At 43.6% G+C, this 20,572-nt stretch carries 12 protein-coding genes; 8 read left to right on the plus strand and 4 right to left on the minus strand.

Going from position 1 to position 20,572, the window contains the following annotated elements:
• The first annotated feature begins 93 nt into the window (after positions 1–93).
• The 3 genes from MKY01_RS18705 to MKY01_RS18715 all read left to right on the plus strand — a co-directional run bounded on the left by MKY01_RS18705 (position 94) and on the right by MKY01_RS18715 (position 3,237).
• Positions 94–1,224 carry an NADH:flavin oxidoreductase gene (locus tag MKY01_RS18705; RefSeq protein ID WP_339283056.1) on the plus strand — a complete coding sequence of 377 codons (1,131 nt, stop codon included), beginning with the start codon at positions 94–96 and terminating at the stop codon, positions 1,222–1,224.
• A gap of 226 nt (positions 1,225–1,450) precedes the next feature.
• Entirely contained in the window at positions 1,451–2,302 is an 852-nt protein-coding gene (locus MKY01_RS18710) for an AraC family transcriptional regulator (protein ID WP_339283058.1), read from the plus strand.
• Positions 2,299–3,237, plus strand: coding sequence for a DMT family transporter (locus tag MKY01_RS18715; protein ID WP_339283060.1), 939 nt, complete (start codon positions 2,299–2,301; stop codon positions 3,235–3,237). Before MKY01_RS18710 ends, MKY01_RS18715 begins: the two co-directional genes overlap by 4 nt.
• Positions 3,238–3,307: 70 nt before the next feature.
• Here the strand turns inward: MKY01_RS18715 and MKY01_RS18720 are convergent, their stop codons facing one another.
• Positions 3,308–4,009 carry a pseudouridine synthase gene (locus tag MKY01_RS18720; protein ID WP_339283062.1) on the minus strand — a complete coding sequence of 234 codons (702 nt, stop codon included), beginning with the start codon at positions 4,007–4,009 and terminating at the stop codon, positions 3,308–3,310.
• A gap of 204 nt (positions 4,010–4,213) precedes the next feature.
• On the opposite strand from MKY01_RS18720, the gene MKY01_RS18725 reads away from it, so the two are divergent.
• The 5 genes from MKY01_RS18725 (at position 4,214) to MKY01_RS18745 (ending at position 9,858) form a co-directional block, all read left to right on the plus strand.
• The gene (locus MKY01_RS18725) at positions 4,214–4,846 is read left to right on the plus strand and encodes a DUF1963 domain-containing protein (RefSeq protein WP_339283064.1); all 633 of its coding nucleotides are present in this window, start codon (positions 4,214–4,216) and stop codon (positions 4,844–4,846) included.
• 341 nt (positions 4,847–5,187) lie between these two features.
• Entirely contained in the window at positions 5,188–6,396 is a 1,209-nt protein-coding gene (locus MKY01_RS18730; protein WP_339283066.1) for an MFS transporter, read from the plus strand.
• Between the two features lie 89 nt (positions 6,397–6,485).
• Positions 6,486–7,724 (plus strand): aspartate aminotransferase family protein, encoded by a 1,239-nt coding sequence (locus MKY01_RS18735; protein WP_339283068.1) that lies wholly within the window; start codon positions 6,486–6,488, stop codon positions 7,722–7,724.
• 276 nt (positions 7,725–8,000) lie between these two features.
• Positions 8,001–9,050: an alcohol dehydrogenase catalytic domain-containing protein gene (locus MKY01_RS18740; RefSeq protein WP_339283070.1), complete on the plus strand. Its 1,050-nt coding sequence runs from the start codon at positions 8,001–8,003 to the stop codon at positions 9,048–9,050.
• Between the two features lie 70 nt (positions 9,051–9,120).
• Positions 9,121–9,858 carry an HAD family hydrolase gene (locus MKY01_RS18745; RefSeq protein ID WP_339283072.1) on the plus strand — a complete coding sequence of 246 codons (738 nt, stop codon included), beginning with the start codon at positions 9,121–9,123 and terminating at the stop codon, positions 9,856–9,858.
• Between the two features lie 142 nt (positions 9,859–10,000).
• Here the strand turns inward: MKY01_RS18745 and MKY01_RS18750 are convergent, their stop codons facing one another.
• The 3 genes from MKY01_RS18750 to MKY01_RS18760 all read right to left on the minus strand — a co-directional run bounded on the left by MKY01_RS18750 (position 10,001) and on the right by MKY01_RS18760 (position 20,566).
• Positions 10,001–10,183: a YjfB family protein gene (locus MKY01_RS18750; RefSeq protein WP_017687882.1), complete on the minus strand. Its 183-nt coding sequence runs from the start codon at positions 10,181–10,183 to the stop codon at positions 10,001–10,003.
• Between the two features lie 53 nt (positions 10,184–10,236).
• Positions 10,237–10,464, minus strand: coding sequence for a hypothetical protein (locus tag MKY01_RS18755; RefSeq protein ID WP_339283074.1), 228 nt, complete (start codon positions 10,462–10,464; stop codon positions 10,237–10,239).
• 280 nt (positions 10,465–10,744) lie between these two features.
• A complete protein-coding gene (locus tag MKY01_RS18760) occupies positions 10,745–20,566 on the minus strand; it encodes an amino acid adenylation domain-containing protein (protein WP_339283076.1) in 9,822 nt (3,273 codons plus the stop codon).
• Between the last annotated feature and the right edge of the window lie 6 nt (positions 20,567–20,572).

A 20,572-nucleotide genomic window follows, 5' to 3' on the forward strand; every position in this document is an offset into this window, starting at 1 on the left:
TTCGCTTAAGCAACAAAATGCTCCGATTGTTGGTTGAGCATGCCTATACACCTTGTTAAGATTGCACTCGTACCCGCTTGAAGGTGCATAATAATGGAGGTGCTTAGTTTGATTAATCAACAACATAATGTTATTTCTACGGAGTTTCTGTTTCAACCATACACTGTTAAAAAATTAACCCTGTCCTCGCGCATCATCATGTCCCCCATGGCTCGTGCCTTCTCCCCGGATGGTGTGCCAGGTCCCGATGTAGCTGCATATTATCGCCGGCGTGCCGAGCATGGTGTTGGACTCATTATTACAGAGGGTGCAACTATTGAGCATCCGTCTGCATCAAGTGAGCCTAGGCTCCCTCATATGTATGGAGAAGCAGCTCTTCACGGCTGGGCTGAAGTAGTCAAGCAAGTCCATGAAGCTGGCGGCAAGATTTTCCCGCAAATTCTGCACTTGGGTATTACCCGCCCTTCTGGATCTCAACCTCACCCAGAGGCTGAATCACTTAGTCCATCGGGAGTTGATATGGAAGGTACTCAAGTAGGTGAGCCAATGACGGAGGCAGAGATCGCAACTGTGATTCAAGCTTATGCAGATGCAGCAGCCAATGCACAAAGCATTGGCTTTGACGGAATTGAGCTTCACGGTGCACACGGTTTTCTGATCGATCAATTTTTCTGGAAAACAACGAATAGGAGAACAGACCGCTATGGCGGTGACCTACAGAAACGAACTCAATTCGCGGTTGAAGTTGTAATGGCAGTTCGTGCTGCGGTAGGTCCTGATTTCCCTATCGCGATGCGGATTTCCCAATGGAAGATGAATGATTATCAAGCCAGACTGTTCGACACCCCCGAACAACTGGAACAATTCCTTCATTTGCTGGTTGACGCAGGTGTAGATATCTTCCACTGCTCGACACGACGCTTCTGGGAGCCCGAGTTTGAAGGATCTGAGCTTGGATTTGCAGGTTGGGTGCGAAAGCTAAGTGGTCAAACCACCATTACCGTCGGTTCTGTGGGTATGCCAGATGAGCCTGAAGCAGGAGCAGATAAAGCAACACATCCAGGTATGAGCGAACTTATGAAGAGATATGAGCAAGAGGAATTTGATCTGGTAGCTGTAGGACGTGCACTCCTTGGTGATCCGGCATGGGCTGCCAAAATACGCGAAGGACGCGTATCCGAGATTCAAGCTTTTACACCTGAAGTACTCGCTACGTTACACTAAGAACAATTAGTTATTGTTCCCAGAGATTTCTTCTCCCCTATATATAGGTTTGAACTCATGAATCAATTATACTTAGCAAAGGGCTCGCTTTCCCTCCGGGATTGCGGGTATTTTGTTTTTATAGATATCTGTCCGATCAAACACTTCGAGCAATAGCAATATCGTTCAAGAAAATTCCTTCTTTGCAACCTATAATAACGTTAACATACCAGAAAGAAGGTGCATCATGACTCGGGAAGTCCGGACTGTCGTATTTGATACCGATCTACAGCTAGAAGCTTATCAATTTGAAGGCATTATGCAGAAGTTTCCCAATCATTTTCATGACTATTACGTCATTGGATTCATTGAGCAAGGCAAGCGTCACCTCGTCTGCAACAACGAAGAATACATTCTGAACAGTGGTGACATGATTGTTTTTAATCCACATGATCCGCACGCCTGCGAACAGGTGGATGGCAGAACCCTCGATTATCGCTGTATCAACGTCCAGCCTGAGGTTATGCGAGAGTATGTGAGAGAGATTACTGGACAAGCTTACTTGCCACGGTTCACATCCCCCGTTCTCTATCAAAGTGAACTTGTGGGTTCCCTGCACGAGCTGCATCAGATGATTCTGGAAGAGCAATCGGATTTCTGCAAAGAAGAATTGTTACTCTTACTACTGGATCAATTGCTGCGAGATTATTCGGATGCTGAACCACCTGTTTCCACACAGGATGTGACCACAGAGATCAGACGCATATGTGATTACATAGAAGCTCATTACATGGAGAGCATCTCACTGAACGAGTTAGCCGATTTGACGGAGATGAGCAAGTACCACCTGCTGCGTTTATTCACTCGCCAGAAAGGGATATCACCTTACCGTTACCTGGAAACGATTCGCATTAATCAAGCCAAACGTCTGCTGGAACAAGGTCTGCTTCCGATTGAAGTAGCTGCACAGACAGGATTCAGTGACCAGAGCCATTTTACGAATTTTTTCAAAAAACTGATCGGCCTGACACCCAAGCAATATAGACGTATCTTCAATCATGATTCGGAGTTGAAACGAGCCACCACTAACATCGTATGACAAGTCATCTTGGACATCAAAACACTAAAGCCTCTACCGGACATTTACTCGCTTTGTTTACTATACTCATCTGGGGAACTACGTTTGTCTCGACGAAGGTTCTGTTGATTGACTTTACTCCAGTGGAGATTCTATTTTTCCGTTTCCTGATCGGATATTTAATACTATTATTGATCTATCCACGTTCACTGCGGATCGCCTCATTCAGAGAAGAATGGTTATTTATTGGAGCAGGACTATGTGGGGTGACGTTATATTTTCTTATTGAAAATATTGCTCTGGTGTACACAACAGCTTCCAACGTGGGTGTTATTGTCTCCATTGCCCCGTTCTTCACTGCCGTACTCGCACACTTCTTCTTAGATGGTGAGAAGTTAACTCGCCGCTTTATCATCGGATTCGGGATTGCTTTGAGCGGCATAATACTCATCGCACTGAACGGCAGTTTCATTCTGCAACTGAATCCGATAGGTGATCTGCTTGCTTTCATAGCACCTGCGGTATGGGCGATCTACTCTGTGCTAATGCGAAAAATTGGCGAGCTTCGTTATCACACCATTGGCGCGACTCGCAAAGTGTTCTTCTATGGCCTGATCTTCATGCTACCAGTTCTATTCTTGTTTGAATTCCATTGGGAACTCGGACGCTTCACAAACATGACCAATCTCTCCAATATTCTCTACCTCGGTCTGGGTGCCTCCGCGTTGTGTTTCGTGACCTGGAACCGGGCCGTAAATCTTCTCGGAGCTATCAAAACGAGCGTATATATCTATCTGGTTCCTGTCATTACTGTTGTGTCATCTGCACTGTTTCTTCAAGAGCAGATAACCTGGGTGATTGTACTCGGAGCTTTCTTAACCCTATTTGGCTCTTACATTTCAGAACAAAAAGGACACAAGCTTAACAACAAAAACACTAATCCGCATAGGGGTTAGTGTTTGCTTCATTTTTCACTGATATAACTGGACATCGTGTGTGACCACCGTTGACATGAGCAGAAGTCATTCATTTTATCTCATTTAATTGAGACAGCAGAATCTCCAGTTCCTCTTGCTCCAGATGACGCCATTGCCCCCGCTCCAGTTGATCCAGCGTAATATTCATAATTCGCACACGCTCCAGCTTGAGGACTCGGTACCCCAAGGCTTTGCACATTCTGCGGATCTGCAGGTTGAGACCTTGTGTCAGAATAATACGAAATACATTGTCACTTTGTCTATACACTTCGCAGGGCTTGGTCACCACATCCAGAATCTCAACGCCATCCGACATGGACTTTACAAATTCGTCGGTTATGGGTTTGTCTACAGTCACTACATATTCTTTATCATGATTATGCTCCGAACGCATCATCTTGTTCACAATGCCTCCGTCATTCGTAAGCAAAATTAACCCCTCAGATGCCTTATCCAGCCTGCCTATCGCAAATATGCGAGAAGGATAATTCATATATTGAATGATGTTCCCCTCCACATGTGCTGCTGCTGTGCAGACAATACCGATGGGTTTGTTCAGAGCAATGTAGACAGGTTCGCTGTCATTACGAGGAATCTCCTTCCCATCAATGAGTACCACATCGTGAGGTTCAACTTCGGCCCCTTTTTCACATACCCTGCCATTAATCGTTATTCGTCCGGCCGCAATTAAACGGTTCGTTTCCCTGCGGGAGCAGAATCCCGTTTCACTTATGTATTTGTTAATTAACATGTGTCACCGCTTCTCATCTATAGTATTGCCACTGGTGCTTAGAGTGCTGGTACGTTCATTCGCTTCATGCAATGAGTTAGTACCTTGTACTGATTTTCATTCCACATCATCTCATTTATACTGAAACGAAGCAATGATTGGTTATATAAAAACACATACAACGTTACATAGGAAAGCCAAATTACACTCTGGAAGGAGTTTCTCATGTACAAAGTTACTCGATTTACAGTTGACCCCGATAATCCAAACCAAGACTCTGGCATGTGGATTGGTGGAGAGACTGCATACGTTTCCGACTGGCCGCTCAACCCTGAGGGTCAGCCTTTATTGCATCTCTTCTCCATCAATTGCAATACACTTTCACAGCAGGTCCATATCCCTTCTTTACCACAAGATAAATATATCTCGGTCTTCTCGACCTACTCCGCCTCCGAATACTTTCTGGATCAGGTAACCTATACGGGAGATGAACTGGAATGGAACGAGAATATTGTTGCCGGATGCACTTATGTCTCGGTATCTTCGCATCCACTCACTTCCGTATGTCCCGTTCCACCCATTCCGTTAAGCGGCGTACGTTTGATAGAAATGGAGTTAGACGAACGGGAGTTCCCTGCATTTTCATTTTTCTCTCCCACTGTACCAAACGGTGTGAAAGGAATTGACCATTTGCTAGAGGAACATCAACTGGTGTGTCAAATATATTCCGGAGATTTTCCTGAGCCTTATCGGGATATATTGGGTCTTCCCGATGCAAATGGTTATTTATTTTTGCGAAAGGGTCCCGCGTCTGCTCACGCACCATTCGATGGAATTTTCTTTGTACAGACTGCTTAAGAGCGATACGTGGAGTCAGGTATCATTATATAAAATGGCTAATCAGAACGTTTCCCGTCTACCTAGACAGGGAACGTTTTTTATATATGCACGTTTTACTATCCTCGATCAATACAGATGGAAAACCCTGTTAAAAGGCCATATGAATTAAATCATATCTACCCTTTCGACACGAAATCGTTTTAGAAAAAATTTAGTACGAGAAATATTTCTCTTCATCAAAATTTAACATTATTTTACAACAAAAAGCATGTACATTTGGACAATTATGGTATAAGTTATATATGAAATAAACATTAATTACATAATATAAAATTTATATCCAACTAGGAGGCGGGCTTTTGAAGAGAATATTCGCTCTAAGCTGCGGTTTTTATCTGTTAATCGGCATAACCAGCGTTGTGCTCGGTGCACTTCTTCCTGTTTTATTGTCACATTATGAGCGCGGTTACAGTGATGGCGGATTTTTGTTATTTCTGCAGTTTCTTGGATTTCTTGTCGGTGTAATTGTAGCTCCTGCCCTGACAGCCCGTATCGGAAGAAAAGCGATGCTGACCCTTGCCCTAATCTGTATTGTAGTTGCTTATATATTACTCGGTTTTTTGCCATCCTGGTCTGTAGTTCTTCTTCTCACAATTATCGTAGGTTTCGGTTCAGGTATCATCGAACCCTCTGTAGGTGCATTCACGATCGAATTCACTGAGAATCAAAAGGCGGTCGCCATGTCCAAGCTGGATGTCTTCTTTGCTCTTGGAGCACTTCTCATCCCGGCTGTCGCTGCTTTATTTATCTGGATGGATCTGTGGCATCTTACTTTTTATACGGTGGCCGTGTTGTCACTGATTCTCATGCTGCTGTGGATCACTATGCCCCGGCCAGCCGCACTGTATCTGGAACAGGCTGGTGAGAATACAGTGGCACATGCAGCAGGTAAAGCCCGATATTCGAGAAAACATCTGGGTCTGCTGACAATCTTCGTCATCTTCTTTTTCATCTACATGGGATTGGAACTGGGATTGATGAACTTCCTACCCTCCATTCTCGTAGAACGACTGCACCTTCAGGAATCTGTCGCATCGCTGAGTGTCTCCATCCTGTGGATTGCGATGATCATCGGTCGTCTTTTCTCCGGGAAAATAGCGGAAGCCGTCAACTATATGCCATTCCTGATCTGGAGCACGGTTGGCACGCTTTTGTTTACTGTCGCTATGGTATTTGTAACTGGACAGTGGGCAACGTATGTGCTGATCTTCGGAACCGGTCTGTTCATGTCAGGGCTGTTCTGTATCGCACTAGTCTACGCAAATGTTCTGATTCCCGGTATGACCGAGCGGACAACCAGTATCCTGATCGCATCGGGTGGTATTGGAGGTGCCATCTTGCAGTATGTGACTGGATGGAGTATGAGTACAGGGCCTGTCGTGAATACAATCTGGATTTTGGCCGGATTCTGTCTGATCCTGCTGCTCACATTGATGGTCTCTCATCTATGGACTGTAAAAAATAATGCAGTACGTACTGCTCTCGCACAACATAGCAAGGAAATGTAAACATCGTTTCTTAAGGGAGGTGATGCCCGCATCATCCGGATTGTTGAGCTTCGTTCGAGCTAGTACACCATTATATTGGAGGAAATCGTATGCAAACTTTAACCAACAACCGCTTCATAGCCGGAAAAGGGATTAAGTTGATTGACGATTCAGGTGTTGAATACCTGGATGGCGTGTCGGGAACATTCAATCTGTCACTGGGCTATAATCACCCACATGTTGTCAGCAAAATTCAGGAACAAGTCGGCAATCTGACGCATATGTCTTCCTCCTTCACCGAACCATACGTAAATGAAGTACTTGATCACTTAATCGAATATGCTCCAAACGACATTAATGCCGGATGGATGCGGGATATCACTGGTTCAACTGCCAACGAATGTGCGACGAAAATTGCACAGAAGTACACCGAATCGACAGACATCATCAGCCTGTATCTGTCCCATCATGGGCAGACCCAATTTGCCACCGGGATTTCGGGGAATGCCTTTAGGCGGAAACGATTCCCCAATTCCGCTGTGGCTAACGCTGTCCATGTACCTGCCCCATACTGTTATCGTTGCCCATTCAAATCCTCAAATGGAGACTGCGGCTATCAATGCGTTGAAGCTATATCTGATGCGATAGAATATGCAAGTTCCGGCTCAGTCTCCTGCATGATTATCGAACCCATTCTGGGGAATGGCGGCAATATCATTCCTCCTGCCGGATATTTCAAACGACTGCGTAAACTGTGTGATGAGTACAATATTATTCTCATTGCCGACGAAGTGCAGACCGGAATCGGTCGTACCGGAACCATGTTTGCCAGCGAACTGTTTGATATCCAGCCTGATATGATTACCCTTGCAAAAGGTCTTGGCGGGATCGGCGTACCTGTTGCTGCGGTGTTAATGCAATCCCGGCTGAATGTGCTCGAAAAGCACGAACATTCCTTCACCTCAGGAAGCAATCTGATCTCCGTAACTGCTGCCAAATCCACCTTGGAAGTGGTATCCGAACCCGGGTTTCTGGATGCGGTGAAACGCAAAGGTGAAATTTTGGGTGAGTTGCTGCATGAATTGGCAATGAAATACCCAAGTATCGGTGAAGCTCGTGGTGTCGGGTTAATGTGGGGGTTGGAGATTGTAGGTGACGGTAATGAACCCGATACGCTCAAAACCAATGCCATTGTTGACCGTGCTTTTACAGATGAGCATCTGATCTTGAGAAGTTCAAGATATGGCTTCGGCAACGTTGTTAAGGTTCGGCCTTCCCTTACCACAACCGAAGACGAACTGGTTGAGATTGTAGAGCGGCTGGATTCAGTGCTCGCCAGCGTTAATTAAAACATTTCAATGCAACTGTTCGAAGTGGTCGTTTCGGTTACGAATCGTTCTTATGATCGCTGTTATCCACGGATTTTCTTGATTTCCCTTTCCCAAGGGAAAAATCCATTGATAGCGTATGCTTCCGAAGCAGCTTTCTTTCAGAAAGCTTTGAGGCGAACGCTCCGCTTCTCCAGAATCGATTTCGTCCCCTTCACTACTTTCGTATCTTGTCTGAAACTGTTTTAAGATGAATCGCTATATTTATATTTTATATAATTACAAGGAGGTTATATCATGCTTGCATTGGTATACAAATCGGCTTGGGATGTGGCGCTTGAGGAACGGCCTGTCCCGGAAATTACAAAAGATAATCAGGTGTTGGTTCGTATTCGGGCGACAGGTGTATGTGGTACCGATCTCGGTATTGTCAGCGGCAAATATCATGCAGTTCCTTCTGTCATTCTCGGTCATGAGTCTGCCGGGGAAGTCATTGATGTTGGCGCTGCGGTAACGACATTACAACCGGGCGACCGTGTTGTGATCGACCCTACCTACTATTGCGGACAGTGTGACATGTGCAGAACAGGCAGACAAAATCATTGCACACATAAGTCTGTTACCGAGACAGGTGTGAGTGCTGACGGGACATTTACAGATTATTATGTGACCGAGGATCGCTTTTTGTACAAATTGAAGGACCATGTGAGCTATGAAGAAGCAACTTTGACGGAACCGCTCAGCTGTATGCTGACGGGGATTAATCAGATTCATCTACTGCCGAATTTCAGAACAATCATCCTCGGCGCAGGACCGATTGGCATTCTGTACAGCTATGCGCTCGCTTCCAAAGGGGTCACCGGCTGTCTGGTCGACATCTCCGAAGAACGCTTAGCCATTGCTGGTTCGATTGCACCTGATCGTTGGGAAGTTCATTCATCCTTCGAAAATGCAATAGAATCACTGTCACCCGCAACCCATCAGGTCGATATGATTGTTGATACAACGGGCGTTGTGGGCACACAAGTACTTTCCCAGCTCGCCAGCGGCGGTTATCTGATGCTGGTAGGTCTAAGAGATGGAACTACGTCCTTTAATCCAAAAGAAGTCGTGGACCGCAGTCTGAAAATTATTGGTTCCATCGATTCTCTGGGCACATTTGCAACCGCACATTATATGATTGAACAAGGGATTATTCCGGCAAAAAAAATCATCACCCACTCCTTCCCGTTGGAGGATTACGAAGAGGCTTTCCGCACACTTGGCTGCGATATTCAGGGACGCACACTTCAAGCTTCTTCACATGCTATTAAAGTAGTGTTGCAATCCAGTGGTTCCGGTTTCTAAGTGGAAAGCTAACCATGAATGAATTAAATTAGAGATCTATGTTTACACAATCCTGGAGGAGGAATACAACATGGTAACAAACCAAGAGTTTGGCGGACTGGGAGTGGCCGATGATGACATCATCCAAGCAGTCATTTTTGACATGGATGGTGTACTGATTGACAGCGAACCGATTTATTTCGAGATTGAGCGTAGCTCCTTTGCCCATTTTGGCGCAGTGATGACGGAAGAAGAACACCACACTTATGTTGGAGTTACGCTGGAATCCATGTGGCAGCAAGTATTGGACAAACATCAGCTGACCGCTACGCTGGAAGAAATATTTGCTTATCATCAGCATAATGTGATGCAAACGATGCTCGCCCATCCCAATTTGTCGGCAATGCCTTCCATGGAACGCTGGTTACGCTGGCTACATGAGCAACACGTACCCATAGCCGTAGCTTCTTCCTCTCCACGTGCACTGATCGATCTGATCATGGACAAAACCGGACTTGGACAATACTTTGAGATTCGAATGACAGGTGAGGAAGTTACGAACGGCAAGCCGGCACCAGATATTTTCCTGACCACCGCTGAGATGATTGGTGCATCCCCTTCAAATTGTCTGGTGATCGAGGACTCTCGCAATGGTGTTCAGGCCGCCAAAAGTGCAGGCATGCGTTGCATCGGATATCGTAATCCGGGATCAGGCAATCAGGACTTGTCCAAAGCCGATCTTCAGATTTCCAGTTACGATGAGTTATGGACATTGAAGAATACACTGCCCTTTGAAGGCAGATTGCCAAGCTTGTCAAAGTTTCGCTGAGAAGATTGTAATAAAAAGATCATAATTTCGGAATGTATTTAGAAAAAAAACAACCCAAACGGCTTCAATTCATTCGAATTGGAGCTGTTTGGGTTTTGCTTGCTGCAATGGGTGTTACATGAGGACACATGCTGTATTTCAACTAAACCGAAAGATCGAGACTTCCACCCAGATTGGGATGAGGAGCAGGCACTGACTTCAACATTTCTGCCATCTGCTGGCCTTGCTGCTGTGCCATGTCTTTCGTAATCGACATCACTTGCAAGCTTGCCGACTGCACTACTGAAGCTTGGCTCATCGCCATTGATAATGCTGCAATATCCATGTTCTGCACTCCTTTCACTTTCTGATTACATAGATGTACTTATTATATATCGGTCAGTAGAGAGGAATTGTTAAAAGGTCGATCAAAATGTATACGGAGGATTCTTTCGTTTCCACGATCTGTTGAATGAACATTCGCAATTTCAATAGTTGATCTGCCACGTTGGTGACATCACAATGTTGATCCGACCACGTCAGAAGCTTTATTTCTCCATCTACAGTAATTTTCCAGCTATCATCATTAACGGAGCATAAAAAGGGGATGCCATAAGTCATGAGCATGACTGAGGACATCCCTTATTAAAGTTATTTTATTCTAATGAACCTGGCACACGCTATTCGCTCTGATTTGCACAGGTCTGTGGTGTAACGAATCACAGAGACGTTATTTCGTCGATTGGGTCGTTTTTTAGGTTCTGACACCCTGATACGATGAAATAACGTTACTGAGGTTCGTTAAAGTTTGCCGTTCACATCGAATCTACTTCTTAAGACGCGTCAGATTCGTTAGCGCTTTGAGTGAGGAGGAAACTCACTTTTGGAGCGGACCATTACTTGTGCATTAATAACTGTTCGACGTACTCAACGCAAGTTCGTTTATTTTAACTTCCGGGTTACTTACCACCTGTTGAATCATGGAAATAAAGTGTTTTTGAATCTGTTCAACGGTAGATGGGTCATACACATTGGCATTGTACATCAATATGATCTTCATATTTTCATGAGGCTTGACGATCAAAGTAAAATCAAAACTATTGTGTTCTGTACCCCCAACATTCATAATCTCAAGCGGTGTTTCACCTTTCTGACCCAGACTCTCCATTCGGTTCTCTACCGGGAAGTTCTGATATACAACAACATGGTTAATCAGAGATTGTTTTTTCTTGGTCAGATTTTGAATATCATATAACGAATACGTATCATATGCATGTGACTCCACAGCTTGTGCCTGATTCCTTTTCATTAGAGATATAAATGACTCATCGACCTGAGCCTGGATCCGAACAGGAATTGCATTAATAAATAATCCAATCATGCTTTCGATCCCAGGAATGACAGGCGGTCTGCCCGATACCACACTTCCGAATACAACATCGTTGCTTTCATTGTATTGCTGCAACAATACACCCCAGACCGTCTGCACTAACGTATGGAGAGTAACATGCTGCTGTTCCGCAATCTGTTTCATTTGCTCGATTAGTACATCATCCAAATAACAGTTTAACGTTCTGGAATCCTGTCTTTCATGTTTCGGTTTGATTTTTTCTCCAGGCAATTTCGTTTGTCCTTCATAACCCTTCAGGTAATGAGTCCAATACGTTATTGCACCTTGATGATCTTGCTGTTCCAGCCATTCAATGAATTGACTATATGGGGTTAATAGAGTCACTTGAGGCTTTCTATTTTCCCGAATCGCAAAATAATTCTCAAATATCTCTTTGCTTACCAGAGACATACACCAGCCGTCCATCAAAATATGGTGAAAACTCCATATGACGCGGTATTCCTCATGGTTTGTTCGTAAAACAGACATACGTATTAGCGAATCTCGTTGTAAGTCAAATCCTCTTGCCTTGTCCTGCTCGATATACTCGTCAACATACGTTTTACGTTGCAGCTCACTTGTGCCAGCTACAACTTCATAGTTAAATTCAAATTTCTTCTCTTGATACACAATTTGAAGAGGGATGTCCACGAAATCACTGTAAAAATTAGTTCTTAATATCGCATGCCTTTGCATTAATTGATCCAAACTTTGCGCAAAAGAGGCAACATTCAAATCTCCATGCATATCAAACATGATTTGTACAAAGTAAGCGCCCGAAATTGGATTCCGTTCACTTTCGTACAACATTTCCTTCTGTAATGGTGTAAGTGGGTACACATTTTCAATTCGGCCGATGTGCCCAGTTTGCTCCACGATTTGATCCAATTGATCAATGGTTAATGACTTGCATGAAATATCACTTGGCGTCAGCTCGGTTTGTTCCTTCGTTACACAATGTTCAACGACTCTATTAAGACCTTCCTTATAGAGAAAAGCCAATTGCTCCATCGTTTCCCGGCGATATTGTTTTGAACTATAGTTAATGGACAGCGACAACCGCCCCTCTGTAACAATGCCATTGATATTCAGCACAAATGGTCTCTTGTTGTTTTCACTTACAGATGGCCCGCTGGAATAATGCGAGAATTTAATGCCATCTTGGCCCGAATCCTGATTCACCTGTCCCATATAGTTGAAACTAATTTCGGGATTTTTCTCTAACTTGAATCCTTCATTTCCATGTGACAAATACCTCGAAATCCCGTAACCAATGCCCTTGGTTGGGATCTGGCGCAGTCCTTCCTTGACGGTCTTAATCTTCCTTGATAAGTCAGCCCCGGACTCCATCGTAATCATAACGGGGTACATACTCGTAAACCATCCCACTGTACGCGTAATGTCCAGCTCTGGCAGGATGTCTTCTCTACCATGCCCCTCCAGATTTACGAGGATTTCTCCCATGCCTGTCCAATCATGAACAGCCATTCCTAATGCCGTTAGCAATATATCATTAATTTCCGTATGGTACGCATGATGTGTTTGCTTTAATAATTGCTCGGTTTCCGCTGCGGTCCAATGAATGGTGATCGTTTCACTATCTTTGCCAATCGTCTCATCACAATCCATATCTTTAGGCAGCGGGCTTAGCTGGGCCTGCTCCACTCGACTCCAGTATTGATTGTCTTGCTTCATCGCCGGGCTGTCTGCAAACGTCGACAATTGTTCTGCCCATTGTTTAAACGAGGTCGTTTTTTGAGGAAGCCGAATTTCTTCACCTCTCAAGAACTGATCTTGCCCTGTCTGAATATCTTCATATAAAATACGCCATGAAACCCCGTCTACCAACAAGTGATGGATGGCAATAAGCAGGTGATCCCCTTCAGCACATTGGAACAAACCAAGTTTGATCAAAGGTCCGTAAGACAGATCCATACCACTCTGAATTTCTTTTGCTTTATTTTCAATGAACGATGCATGATCTGCTACTGTTTTGAGGTCAACGATTTCAAGGCTGTATAATCCTTCTTCGTCTGCCCCTCGGTTCCACGCTTCATATCCGCCTTCAGGAGCTTGTCGATAAAGGATGCGGAGAGCATCATGCTGTTTCACGATCTTATCCATGATGCTGTGAATAAAGCGAACATCAAACCCTTTTTCACGAAAGAACATCATTTCCTGATTGTAATGATGTGCGTCCACCATATTTTGATCAAAGAACCAGCGCTGAACAGGTGTCAGCATCACTTGCCCCGTAACTTCCCCTTGGTCAGAAATAGTGCTCACAGATGTCACGTGTTCACTCAACTCCGCTACTGTCGGATAGGTGAAGAAATGCTTCATTTCCACTTTATACCCTGCTTGAAGCAGTCGTGAGGAAACTTGAATACATTTAATCGAATCGCCCCCGAGTTCAAAGAAATGATCTGATGTGCTAACCTTTTGAACACCAAGCACAGCTTCCCAGGCAGCGACGATTGCTTGTTCTACAGCGTTCTGCGGCGCCATATACTCGGTCCCTTTTTGCATATGTTCTTGTGGAGATGGCAATGCCTTACGGTCAACCTTCCCATTGGAAGTTAACGGTATATGCTCTAATTGAACAAAATAAGACGGGATCATATAATCCGGAATTTCATGAGATAATGCCATTCTGATTTTCTTCGCTGTCAGTGAGCTGTCGCCTTTCCAATACGCACACAACTGCTTCGAACCATCCTCATGCTCACGGGCAATAACGACTGCTTCCTGAATGGAGTCTATTTGCAAAAGCGCAGTTTCCACTTCGCCAAGCTCAATTCGGTAACCGCGAATTTTCACTTGATGATCGATTCGTCCCAGATATTCAATATTTCCATCCGGCAGCCATCTTGCGGCATCTCCTGTGCGATACATTTTCCCTTTTGTAATCGAGGGATGATCAACAAATTTCTCTGCGGTTAAATCAGGCCGGTTCAGATAACCTCTGGCAAGGCCCTCACCTGCTACAACTAATTCTCCCTGAACACCGATCGGTTGAATGCGCTGGTGTTTATCCAAAATATAGGTCTGCAACGTTGGGATTGGTTTTCCAATATTGCTCTTTCCAGCATGTATTTCAATGTCGGTTATTTCCTTATACGTTACATGAACCGTTGTTTCGGTTATTCCATACATATTAATTAACTGGATAAATGGATATTTCAGCTTCCATTCTTTCAATAACACGGGATTGAGGGCTTCTCCTCCAAAAATCACTTTTCTTAATTTCAGATCTGCTGCATGACCTGCCAGTTCTTCCTGAAGAAGATGATAGAAATACGTTGGCGTTTGATTCAATATCGTCACTTGCTCGTTTTTTAACAATTGTAGAAATTGTTCCGGACTTTTTGCCGTCATTTGAGGTACGATAACCAGTTTTCCGCCATAGAGCAATGCCCCGTACATTTCCCATACCGAAAAATCAAAACAAAAGGAATGGAATAATGTCCATGTATCTGATGCATTAAAATCAAACAAATTTTTACTATTGAACAACAATCGCACCACATTTTTATGTTCAATACATGTCCCTTTTGGTTTACCTGTCGTTCCTGAGGTATAAATTACATATGCCAGGCCTGTTGGTGTAGCAGTCATTCCCAAATTGGAATGATCTTCATGATAGGACTCAAGTAGATCCAGGCAAACGACCTCTCCTGCAAAAGAGATGCGTTCTTGCAAATGACTTTGCATTAATAATACATGTACACCCGAATCCTCAAGCATGTAGTTTATACGATCCTTCGGATATTCAGGATCAATCGGCACGTATGCGCCACCCGCTTTCAAAATCGCAAGGATTCCTACAACCATGTCTAGCGAACGATCAGCGATGATCCCGATTAACTGATCATTTTGAATGCCTTTAGCCTTCAACGTTCTTGCCAATTGGTTGGCTTTCTCGTTCAGCGTTTGATAGGTTAAATGTCGATCATCATATACAACCGCAACGTTTTCGGGAGTTCTTACTGCTTGTTCCTCAAACAGTCCATGAATCGTCTTGTCCATTGGGTATTCAGCCATAGAATCATTAAAATGTTCCAAAATTTGTGTTTTTTCCTGTGTTGTCGTCAAGTCAATGTCATGGATAGGGATAAGCGGATTGTTGACCACTTGCTCCAGCATTCGAATCAAATGCCCTTGAATGCGTTCTACGCTTGCGCGATCATAGACGTTAGCATTGTAATAGAACATGCATTTCATCGATTGGCCTGGTTTAATAATCAGGTTAAAGTCATAATTTGTTTGTTCATCTGCTTCTACATTCGTAATCCGAAGAGCTGTCTCTTCCTGATCCCCAAACTGTTCCATAATGCCCTGTACAGGATAATTTTCGAATATCAGGATATGATCAATCAAATTTTGCTTTTGCGATGTTTCCGCCTGAATCTCGTATAACGGATACGTGTCATGTGGATGCGAAGCCACAGCTTGTTCCTGATTCCGCTTCATAACCGCTGCAAATGTCTCGTTACCTTGAGTCTGAACGCGTACAGGAATGGTATTGATGAATAAACCAATGATTCGCTCAACTCCAACAATCGCCGCAGGTCTGCCCGACACCACGCTTCCGAATACAACATCCTCACTGCCGTTATATATCTGTAGCAATATTCCCCAGGCTGTCTGCATGAACGTGTTCAGCGTCACCTGATTCTGACTGGCCACTTGTGCGAGCTGTCCGGTTAATTCCTGACTAAGTGTACAAATCATATGCTCTGAATGATATTCATCACTCTTCGTAATTGAATGTTTTTTTGGCAAAGTGGTCTGCTCATCATAACCTTGCAGATAGTCACGCCAGTATTTCAGGGATTCTTCATGATCTTGGTTGTCCAGCCATTCAATATAGTGTTTGTATGGAATCGTACTCTTTGCCTCCAGTTTTCGTTGTTCCTGAATAGCAAAGTATCCATCAAACAACTCCTGGATTACAAGAGACAGGCACCAGCCATCCATCAAAATATGATGATAATTCCAAATGAAACGATAGGTTTGGTCATGCGTTTGCAAGATCGAAATACGCATTAACACATCCTGAGACAGGTCGAAACCTTTTATTTTATCTGCTCTTGTATATTCTGCCACGTATGCTTCACGATCTTTTTCATTCATCTCACGCAAATCTTCGTATGTTAGCCCATTCCGTTTATGACGGTATACCACTTGCAGAGGTCCATTATTCCATTTGCTATGAAAATTTGTTCTGAGAATCGAATTACGCTGCATCAACTGATCCAGACTCTTCGTAAATGCTTCCACGTCTAACGGACCATGAAGATCCAGCGTAGTTTGAAGGAAATACGCTTCCGATTTTGAATGAAGCAAATGATGAAAGAACATCCCATTTTGCATCGGTGACAAAGCATATATATCTTCGATTTCACCAATGTGTTCCGATTCTTGAACAAATCCTTCTAATTCTTCAATGGTAATTCCTTTTAACGTTAGATCACTTGGTGTACATTCCGGCTTCTCTTTTGTCACACAATGCATCACGATTTCTTGCAGATGATCTCTAAAATATGTTACCACTCGCTCCATCGTTTCTTTTTGATATTGGGTGCGACTATACCGAAGGGACAACGTCAATTTGCCTTCCACAATTAAGGCATTCATATCGATAAGAACATTTCTTCTGTGATTGTCGCTTGCTGTTGCTCCGCCTGGATAGGGAGAGATCTGCATCCCGCTATTCTGAAGATCCTGATCAAATTGACCCAAATAGTTAAAACTAATTTCAGGATTCAAGGTAAAGGGCGTTTCTTGCTGATGTGCACTTAAATATCGTAAAATACCATAACCAATCCCTTTTTTAGGGATTTGACGAATCATTTCTTTGTTTGTTTTGATGAAAAGAGACATATTTGAACTTGCTTCCATATCAAGTACAACCGGATACTGGCTCGTAAACCATCCGATCGTTCGTGTAATATCTAGATCCGGTAAAATTTGTTCTCTTCCATGTCCCTCCAGATTGACCAGCACTTTATCCATGCCCGTCCATTGGTGAATAGACATGCCTAATGCATGGAGCAGCAAATCGCTAATCTCCGTTTTATACGCACGATTCGCTTGTTTTAATAATTGTTCCGTTTCTGCCGCTGACCATTCTATCGTGATCTCTTCACTGTCTTTTTCCAGTGCATGATCCGCTTCGAAATCTGTAGGTAACGGCTTATAGGTTGCTTGTTCAATTTCATTCCAATAGGCTAGCTCTTGCGTTACCGCATCACCGTTCGCATACAACTGGAGCTGTTCTGCCCATAATTGGAATGAAGCCGTTTTTTGCGGTAGTTGAATCGATTCTCCATCACTTAATTGTTCATATCCCCTCGATAGGTCTTCAATCAAAATTCGCCATGAAACCCCGTCGATGACGAGGTGATGAATAACGATTAATAGATGATCTCCATCTGCACATTGAAACACGCCCAACTTCATCAAGGGCCCACGTTCCAAGGTAAACGTGCTTTGCATTTCATTTGCCTTCTTCTCGATTTCTTGAGACGGATCTGCTAATGACTTGAAGTCCATCACTTCAAGTGTATATAAGGATTCCCTTGCCAACCCTTCATTCCACGCTTCATAACCCTGTTCTGTAAAGCGATATACTGTACGAAGTGCATCATGATGCTCACTCAATTTATCGAATACACGGCGAAGTGTGACGTCATGAAAACCTTCTTTCCGATACAACATCACGGACTGATTATAATGATGGGCGTCTACCTTGTATTGCTCAAAAAACCAATGCTGGATTGGAGTCAGCATCACTTTTCCAGTGATGATCCCCTGTTCTGACAGGGTACTTATGGGTTGAACATAGGGAATCAAGCTTGCTATGGTTGGATTTTTAAACAGATGATCCATCTGCACCTGGTAACCTGCTTGATATAACCTCGAAGAAACTTGAATGGATTTAATCGAATCTCCTCCAAGCTCGAAGAAATTATCCAAAATCCCAATGTTCTCTACCCCAAGTACCTCTTCCCAGATCGATGCAAGTTGTTGTTCCATCATCGTTCGGGGTGCTTCGTACTCCATGCCCTTCAACATATGTTCTTTGGGAGCAGGCAGCGCTTTGCGATCGATTTTCCCGTTGGACGTGAGCGGCATCTGATCGAGTTCTATAAAATAGGACGGAATCATGTAGTTGGGTAGCTGCTGGGACAGCGCCTCCCGCAGTTCCCCGATCGTGATTGCATCCTCTCCTACCAGGTACGCACATAATTGTTTGGTTCCCGTTTCATCTTCTCTGGCTATGACGATGGCCTCTTTTATCTGGGTACTATTTAGAAGAGCCGTCTCCACTTCACCAAGTTCAATCCGGTGTCCACGAATTTTCTCTTGATGATCCACCCTTCCTATATACTCTATGTTCCCATCGGGCAGCCATCTTGCGAAGTCACCTGTCTTGTACATTTTTTCTCCCGAAACAAATGGATCATCCACGAATTTCTCCGCCGTCAGATCTGGACGGTTCAAATAACCTTTGGAGAGCCCTGCTCCTGCTACACATAACTCTCCCTGAACTCCAATAGGCTGCAATGCATTCCGTTCTCCTAAAATGTAGACTCTATTGTTCGCAATAGGCTTCCCGATTGAGATATTTTGATCTGCCGACTTGATCGACAGAACTGTGGATACAACACTATTTTCGGTTGGACCGTATTCATTACACACTTCGATGCGTGGATTGATGCGCTGCAATTTGTGTATTAAGGCAGGAACAATCTTCTCTCCCGCAGCCACCACATTTTTCATGGATGCCCAATCTTCTGCGTTCACTTGTTCCAATAGAGTCATCAAGAAACTGGGTGGACTTTGGATGTGCGTGATTTGCTGTTTTTTGACCATCGTATTGATGGCTATAGCATCTTTACACTGTTGCTGGTTTAACAAATACACTGTCGAGCCAGATATCATCGGACCAAAGAAATGAGTAATAAATGAATCAAAAACGAAAGGATTCAGCATTAATACCCGATCATCTCCGGTAAAATGATAAAAATCCGATTTCCATTGCAGGGAATTCACAATGCTGGCATGTTCAATCATTACGCCTTTGGGATGACCTGTTGTTCCAGACGTGTAGATCATATATGCCAAATCACTGGAGATCGCTCCATCGTCCAAATTTAAATGATCATCATAGTGATTTATTTCAGAATCCAGAATGACACATGTCCCCGCATAATGTTCCGGTTTCTGTATATGACTTTGATGCAGCAACCAAGCCACTTTTGAATCCTCAAGGATATAGTGAATACGATCTGCCGGATATTCCGGATCGATTGGGACATATGCCCCGCCAGCTTTTAGAATACCGAATAAACCTATGATCATCTCAAGTGAGCGCTCTGCCATAATGCCAACGAACTGACCCGCCTGCACCCCCTTAGCTTGAAGCAATCGGGCCAATTGGTTGGATTTTTGATTTAACTCTCTGTACGTTAACTGTCTATTCTCAAATACGACTGCCGGATGGTCCGGTGTTCGTTCCACCTGTTCTTCAAATAATTGATGCATCGTCTTGTTCTGTGGATACTCAACCCTTGTATCGTTAAAGTCATATAACAGCTTGTTTCGATGAAACTCTGATAACATATCGACATGACTTAACTCCAGATCAGGTTGGTTTAGAACTACGGAAAACAATTGGTCAAGATGTTCTACAATTTGTACCATATAATCGCGATCATAACGATCATCATCATAAACTAATCTTAACTGAATGGAGTCGTTCTTCAGATCAAAGTGGAACATTGTCGCCGCTTTTACGTTATTTTCATCAAGGGCAGGATGAATTTCATTCAACGAAACCAAGGTATGAATTAGTGGTACATGGTTCGAATCATACTGAACATTTAAACGTTCAACCATTTTTCTGAAAGGGATTCGTTGATGCTGAATGGCTTCGGTTAAACTGGTCTTCACTTGATTAAATAAGGATTTGAATGACATCACATGATTGATATTATTTTTTAAGACAAGAACCTTATTCGAGAGGGATAGATCAGTGTTCTTTTCTTCCATCGTTGGTATGCCAATAATCATCTTGGTTTCATTCGTGTATTTATATAACAGACACTGAACTCCCGTTAATAAGATCGTATAGATCGCCATAGGAGCATTTCGCGACATGGACTTGATTTTATATGAAACATCGGCTGACAAAGACTTATATATATCATTCTGGTGCTGCGTATCGTCTGGGTGTTTGGGGGTTGTCTTGCAATAAGGCAAATGAACAAGATGATCATCATCTTCAAATCGGCTTGCCCAATACGATTCCTGTTTCTTAAAAATAGACATACGGCA

The sequence above is a fragment of the Paenibacillus sp. FSL R5-0486 genome (assembly GCF_037975155.1).
GTDB classification, from domain to species: domain Bacteria; phylum Bacillota; class Bacilli; order Paenibacillales; family Paenibacillaceae; genus Paenibacillus; species Paenibacillus amylolyticus.